Below are 6,617 nucleotides of genomic sequence, written 5' to 3' on the forward strand. Positions count from 1 at the left end.
AACTTGCAAGTACAAAACCAACTTTAAAGTTTGCCTAAAACCCCAATTGCGCCAAACCGCCTTAAGTTTACATTATGTAAATTTAGATAAAATTTTAATATAAAACAGAAAGAACAAAAGGCTGGAGTAAGGTTCTCGATAACCGCAGAGGCAATGACCTCGTCAACAGTGATAATCCCCAGCCTTTTCTACTCTTATTTCGTACAGTTCTGTGAGGCCAAGACCTCGATTTTAAGGTGATGAAAACAAGTAGATTGTCCTTTCATAAAAACAGTTTCTTATGAACAAAGTTAAAACAATTTTTGGAATTGACATCAGTAAAAACACATTTGATGTGATGGATTCTAATGGAAAACACAGTCAGTTTGAAAATAATCAAATTGGTTTTGTAAAGTTTTTAAAGCTATTAAATTCTGATAGCCATTGTGTTATGGAAGCTACTGGATATTATCATTACCAATTGGCACATTATTTAGTCGAAAATAAAATACTGGTTTCGGTGGAGAATCCATTGTCGATCAAACGATTCATTCAAATGAAATTATCGCGCATAAAAACCGATAAATCCGATGCCAAGATGATTTGTATGTATGGTCAAGAGCGCGAACTGCAGCCTTGGATTGGGTATTCCAAAAATCAGATGGAATGTTTTCAAATGATACGATTACTGGAAACCTATACCAAGCAAAGTACGGCTTACAAAAACAAGCTTCAAGCTGAGCAAACATTGGGAAATCCAAGTAAGTCGGTTGTAAAATCTTTGAAAAGAAGTTTGAAAAACTTGCAAAAAGAATCCGAATCAATAGAAAAAGAATTACTAGCTTTAGTAAAAGTTGATTACCAAGAAATGCTCACCAAAATAGAAAGTATTCCTAGTATTGGTCGCAAAACTGCGGTAATGTTGGTGGTTTTAACCGATGGTTTTACCAGGTTTGAAAGTGCTGGGCAACTGTGTTCTTTTTGCGGACTCACACCATCAATTAGGCAGTCTGGAACGAGTATTAACGGGCGATCACGAATAAGCAAGATCGGCAATGCCAAGTTGAGGAACTTGTTATTTATGTGCAGTTTTACCGCATTTAAACACAACAAAGCGTGCAAAGCCATTTTTGAACGCATAACCCATCAAGGAAAAAGTAGAAAATTAGCACTCATTGCAGTGTGCAATAAGCTCTTGAAACAAGCGTTTGCTATAGCAAAATCAGGGGTGGAGTACAATGAAAATTATAGAAGCGTGCAACCAAAAATGATATAAATTTTCTTTTGAAGAGAAAGTGAAAATAAATCACTTTCCCCTCGCAAGACAAATTTGTTTTTTCAACATAAAAATAGAGAAAATAATTGATTTTTTATTTGGTTTTCAGCACAGTTCTTTGTTGGCAGACGTCTTTTCTTTTTTGTTTTTACTTTTTATTTTGGTTCTCGGTTCTATTTTTTTAGCCGTTCTTTTGTTTTTTCGAGACTTTGGTTGATTTTAATTAGACATTGTTTTGTTCGATTAGGACTTTGTCTTTTCGGGTCGAGCCAAAGGCTTGTTCGATTTGAACTATGCTTTATTTAGTCGAGCCAAAGCCTTGTTCGATTGCGCCAAGGCTTTGTTCGATTTGGACAAAGGTTGTTTCGATTATCTCTTTTTGAACTTGATTTTTGAGATTGCTTTGTATTGTGGCGAATCAGAATCGAGTATTGTAAACAAATAATCTTTCGCTTTATTTGCGTTTTCTACCAGGTTATTTTCGGCGTTGTACATTGAGTTATTTCTCAAACTTCTTGCGTTATTTAGCGGAACATATGTGTTGGCAACATTTTGCGTTTTCACTAGCATTTTTGCTTTTTTATCCTGATAAGTTTGTACTTTATATTCTGTTTCGTTTGGATTATAATTTGGTGTGTTTTGCAATAATGCAATTAATAAATCCATATTATTTGTTCGTTGGTCATAACTCATTTGCGATACAGAATATTGAATTTGCTCTTCTTCTGGATTGGTTTTCGGTTTCGTTTCTTTACGAACTCCTTTTAGTTTTCTGACAATTGTCATAAAATCTTCTAGTTGCACTTCGGTAACTCCTTCGGTTGCTTTGTATGCTTTGCGAAGTTTTGTTAATTCACGGTTTAGAGGTTTGAATATTACTTCTCTGCCATCAACAGCAACCGAATAGGGTGCTAGGGAATCATTCACACTTTTTTGATATGCAAATGAATTTGTGTAAATGCTTTGAAGATTGCCTAAAAGTAATTTTGAATTACTTGGATTGTAAATTGCGCCAACTGCTACAATATTGGTGTTTAATAAATTGAGGTTTGCAATGTTTTTTGCGTGTCCTACTTCTGATGAAGATGCCATATTTATATTTTTTTAGATTTCATAATTTCAAAAATAGTTAAAATAATGATTGCTTGTAAAATAAAATAATAAAAGCCATTCCTTCGGAATGGCTTTTATTATTTTATTTTTTATTATTTATGTAATAATATCTGAATAACCAGATTACCCCAACTAAAATATAGGATAAGTAAGAAAGAAAATAGGATGGATGGTCTTGAAAATAGATATATAATCCTACGTATGATGCTCCTAAAAAAATGTAAAAAAAAAGTGTGCTACTTTTAATAGGGTCTGGTTGTGGAATTATTTCTTTTTCAATCACAAAGCCTCGCTTATTTAAGATTTCTTCTGCTTTGTTCCTAACACTGATATCATACTTGTATTTTTGATAATCAATAACTGTTTTGGAAAGTAAATCAGTAGACATATTTTCTAATTTTTTTTCAATTTCAGGAGTTAATACGACTAGTTTATTTTCAATTTTTTGAGTCGTTTTTAATGATTCTGATTGGTTTAACATTTTAATAAGAATTTACATTTTAGCAAATAAAACAAATTTAATTGTAATTTTCTTTTACTTGTATTCTTTTTGATGCTAATCGCAATTATATTTAAAATCAGGAATTGTTATAGACGCAGTGTCAGATTTAAAAACTTTAAAATTGTTTTTATCAATACAATAAATTGCCATAGCTTTTTGTTTTAAATCGTTAGTCCTGTAATATATGGATATTTGCTTCTTTTTAAGTGAATCTTTAATAGATTTTTGTAATCTAGGATTAAACTTATTTATGACTATAGAATCTCGTTTACGACTACTAGGTGCATTTAAATATCGCTCATAATCAACTTTGTCCAATAAATTTACAGGAACGGGGAAATGTACAAACATAGTTATGTATGCACTTTCATCAGACTGTATCCTAATTCTAGTTCCTACAAAATCATAATACTGATTATTTACTATAATTGGGTCAAAAAGACCTATATCATTATTATCCCATATATTTGAGATTTGTAAATTACTGCCTGTATTATTATCTATTTTAAAGGAGATAGGTATATTTATAAAAATATTTTCTTTTGGGTTATCAATCCAAGGACAATCATCTCCAAGCATTTTAGAATCAATATCTAATCCATATTTTTTTACATAAGATTTGTATGTTTCATCTTTTGCGGTTGATGCTATTTTTATATTAGACATATTTGTAATCTTATGTTTACAGGATAATATAAGGAATAGAACGCATATGTAAACTATAATTTTTTTCATAGGTTTTAGCTTTTATAAAAGCAGTTAATCACAATTATATCTAAAAGAAGTTTTTTGTTTACTTAATGAATCCATCTTAAACGTTTCAGATTTTTGTTTATTAACACAATACATAACTAAAGCACCACCATAAAAATCGTTATCCTCATATAGATGTGCAGAAATACTTTTCTTTTTAAGTAAAGAATCAATTACAAATTGTAGCCTAGGATTGATTTCTTTTATCGAAACTGTATCACATTTAATATCATTACAAGATATTAACAATTCATCCAAATATTTTTTTTCTAACAAATTCGCGGGAACTGGTAGATGAACAAACATAGTAATATCAGTATCATCACCAGAAGATAATTCAATTGGTTTTTCAACTTCATTAAAATATTTATTATTGTAAATAAAAGGATAAAACACTCCTACTTGAAAATTATCTTTAAGACTTGATATCTTTAAATTACGTCCAGTATTATTTTCTATTCTAAAAGAAATTGGATGGTATATAAAAATTGTATCCCGTTTTTTAAAATCAAAAATTTCTTCATTTGATATAAAGCCTTTATAATTTTTAACGTTCTTAATATGTTTTATCTGCACATCTTTTATCTTGCTTGAACAAGATAATATCATAAATAAAATAAATAAACTTAAAATATTATTTTTCATTTTTTTTTATATAAATATTGTATCAATATTATAATCAAATACATCTGTTTGATCTGTTTTAATTTTTTGTAAAAGGTATATATATGTTTTGGCATTTGGATTTTTAGAACGGTACAAAGCATTATTGTTTTTTAAATCTTCATAGGTTTTTATCTTTCCAGCAAATACCTCGTCGTGTTTATTTTGTGGTATACCTTGTACTAAAATGTAATAATTTGCTACATTATGATTTAAGTCAAGTAGTAATCGTACTGCTTCAAACCCTCCTCTTTTTGTCATTTCCATTTTCTCAAACATTGTTTCTTCAATATCTTGCATTACTTGAGCTACAAAGGGTTTTGAGATTGTTTCTTCAAAAACCGCTAAACCAAAAGCTACAGGGTTTACCCATTCAGGCAAAGACATTAAAGCTATTTCTTCGGCAGTCATTAATCCCAATTTTGTTTCTTGTGCTATTGCTACTTTGGTGGCTTGTTCTGCTGCGGCAGTACCAAGACCAATTGCATCATAGGCAGCCAAACCTTTGCCTGCAACGGCATCGCTTGCATCATTAAAAAGGTCGATATATCCAAAAACATTCATTGCTTCTTGCAACCCTTGTATGCCATATTTCCCTATATCGTGAACATTATAGTAATCAGAAAATTTCTTTTTTACTTGGGTTACTTCGCTACTTTCTATTTTAGTTATTTCGGCAGTATTTTTTGCTTTGAATGCCACGAGTTCCTTGACCTCGAATATTTTTTTATTGCTACTTTTTCCTGTGTGTAGGTTTATTTTTTCTTCATACAATTTTTTGGTTACCTTGTTTGTGCGTCCTTCAAATTCGTATTTTCCAGTAACGGTGACTCTTACCGCATAAAAACGGTCGATTTTACTGTTTATATCTCCTACAACATCGCCTGCCTCATTTTTTAAGAATACAATATAATCGCCTGTTTTACTGTCAATGACTTCGGGAAAAGTATATTTTGAAGGATAAACTTCTTTGATAAATAAGTTTCTGTTATAATACACTCTTAGAAGAATGTCTTTAGATTGCCATTTTTCGTTTTGATACTGCCAAGTCCAGTAAAAATCTAAACAAGCATCTTTAAAACTGCCTTTGTCTTTTTCTAATTGTTCTTTCCATTGTGGGTTTAAGTGTATTTTTATTGTAATTCTATTAAAATTTTCGTCGCCTACATCTTTTACTTTACTTGTTTTGAAAAGTTCTTCGCCTTCTACACCAAAATCGTCATCGTCGTCATTATGAATAACATAAAAAACAGGAGCTAATAAAAAACGAAGAAATGAGGAGTCGTGGTCCCATAGTTTAAACTTAATTTGTGTTCCAACTGGTACTTTTTTATTTACTCTAAGCTGAAAATATACTACGTCTTCCAGTTCTGCTCTATACCCAGTGTTGTATAATCTGTCATATTCAACAGGCACATTTCCCTCTGGATCTGAACTCCACCAACCAAGTGGGAAATCTTTATCTTCGTTTTCAATTTCTTTTACTGGTGGGTCTTTTGGCTCGCTAAAACTCATTCCTTTTTCAGAGGTTTGAATAATTTGACCGTTTGAATGGGTTTCATTGTTTCCTTTTACATAAACAATTTTGCTACCGCCTATATTTTCTATATAATCGCCACCTATATATGTGTACTTGCCCATAAGTTAAAAGAATTTTGATTTTTCTGCCGAATTATTGACAATTTCGCTTTTAGAATGAAGCTCGTGATTTCCATTTACTTGACTTACTCTTTTGCCATTTACGCTGGTTTCCTTGTCTTTCTCAATATTTGATTCCTTGTTCCCCGTAATATTCTCAACCAGTTTACCTGTAACATTTATAAAACTATTCCCACCCACAAACGTATTATTCATCATTCCAATTGTTGCGGTTTTGTCAACTCCTGCGGTTTCAGAAATATTTACACCAGCCGAAGTTGAAATATTTATACCTGCGGTAATACTCACATTTCCGCCTGCATCAATAATAATGTCTTTTGGTGCTTTCACTCTGATATTTCCTTTTCCGTCCATCAGCCAAGTATTTCCGCTAGGGTCTTCAATGAATACGCTACCAATGGCATCATTCATAATTATTTTAGTTCCCGAACGGGTTTGTATTGCTTTTTGGTCGTTGCCCTCGGTGTTATATCCTGAACTTTCTGCCCCGTTGTACATAGTTCCTAAAACATAAGGCTTTTCCGCATTTTGACTTTCAAAACCGATTAAAACTTCTTCGCCAATTTCGGGAATAAAATACATTCCTTTTCCACCACCAGCGTGTGGGTTTGTCATACGAATCCAAGGGGTTTTTTCGGAATTGTTTTTTTGCCAAGCCATTTGCACTTGAAT

7 protein-coding genes are annotated in these 6,617 nt (G+C 31.7%); 1 reads left to right on the forward strand and 6 read right to left on the reverse strand.

What is annotated here, in order from left to right; all coding sequences use genetic code 11:
* Window positions 1–280 precede the first annotated feature (280 nt).
* A complete protein-coding gene (locus RMO70_RS06155) occupies window positions 281–1,255 on the forward strand; it encodes an IS110 family transposase (protein ID WP_310555551.1) in 975 nt (324 codons plus the stop codon).
* A 369-nt stretch (window positions 1,256–1,624) separates the two neighbouring features.
* Here RMO70_RS06155 and RMO70_RS06160 read toward each other — a convergent pair whose 3' ends face one another.
* The 6 genes from RMO70_RS06160 to RMO70_RS06185 form a co-directional block, all read right to left on the reverse strand.
* Window positions 1,625–2,347: a hypothetical protein gene (locus RMO70_RS06160; protein ID WP_310555552.1), complete on the reverse strand. Its 723-nt coding sequence runs from the start codon at window positions 2,345–2,347 to the stop codon at window positions 1,625–1,627.
* A gap of 103 nt (window positions 2,348–2,450) precedes the next feature.
* Window positions 2,451–2,849, reverse strand: a complete 399-nt coding sequence (locus RMO70_RS06165) for a hypothetical protein (RefSeq protein WP_310555553.1) — start codon at window positions 2,847–2,849, stop codon at window positions 2,451–2,453.
* Between the two features lie 75 nt (window positions 2,850–2,924).
* The gene (locus tag RMO70_RS06170) at window positions 2,925–3,536 is read right to left on the reverse strand and encodes a hypothetical protein (RefSeq protein ID WP_310555554.1); all 612 of its coding nucleotides are present in this window, start codon (window positions 3,534–3,536) and stop codon (window positions 2,925–2,927) included.
* A 93-nt stretch (window positions 3,537–3,629) separates the two neighbouring features.
* Entirely contained in the window at window positions 3,630–4,268 is a 639-nt protein-coding gene (locus RMO70_RS06175; protein WP_310555555.1) for a hypothetical protein, read from the reverse strand.
* A 6-nt stretch (window positions 4,269–4,274) separates the two neighbouring features.
* The gene (locus RMO70_RS06180) at window positions 4,275–5,927 is read right to left on the reverse strand and encodes a hypothetical protein (protein WP_310555556.1); all 1,653 of its coding nucleotides are present in this window, start codon (window positions 5,925–5,927) and stop codon (window positions 4,275–4,277) included.
* Between the two features lie 3 nt (window positions 5,928–5,930).
* A partial coding sequence (locus RMO70_RS06185; RefSeq protein ID WP_310555557.1) for a phage baseplate assembly protein V occupies window positions 5,931–6,617 on the reverse strand: 687 nt, incomplete at its 5' end.

Origin of the sequence: Flavobacterium sp. (genome assembly GCF_031422135.1) — a bacterium.
Lineage (GTDB): Bacteria > Bacteroidota > Bacteroidia > Flavobacteriales > Flavobacteriaceae > Flavobacterium.

Excerpts from the sequence above, each read along its gene's own strand:
- RMO70_RS06175 (WP_310555555.1), bottom strand. The coding sequence starts at position 4,268 with ATGAAAAATAATATTTTAAGTTTATTTATTTTATTTATGATATTATCT.
- RMO70_RS06170 (WP_310555554.1), bottom strand. The coding sequence starts at position 3,536 with ATGTCTAATATAAAAATAGCATCAACCGCAAAAGATGAAACATACAAA.
- RMO70_RS06155 (WP_310555551.1), top strand. The coding sequence starts at position 281 with ATGAACAAAGTTAAAACAATTTTTGGAATTGACATCAGTAAAAACACA.
- RMO70_RS06160 (WP_310555552.1), bottom strand. The coding sequence starts at position 2,347 with ATGGCATCTTCATCAGAAGTAGGACACGCAAAAAACATTGCAAACCTC.
- RMO70_RS06180 (WP_310555556.1), bottom strand. The coding sequence starts at position 5,927 with ATGGGCAAGTACACATATATAGGTGGCGATTATATAGAAAATATAGGC.
- RMO70_RS06165 (WP_310555553.1), bottom strand. The coding sequence starts at position 2,849 with ATGTTAAACCAATCAGAATCATTAAAAACGACTCAAAAAATTGAAAAT.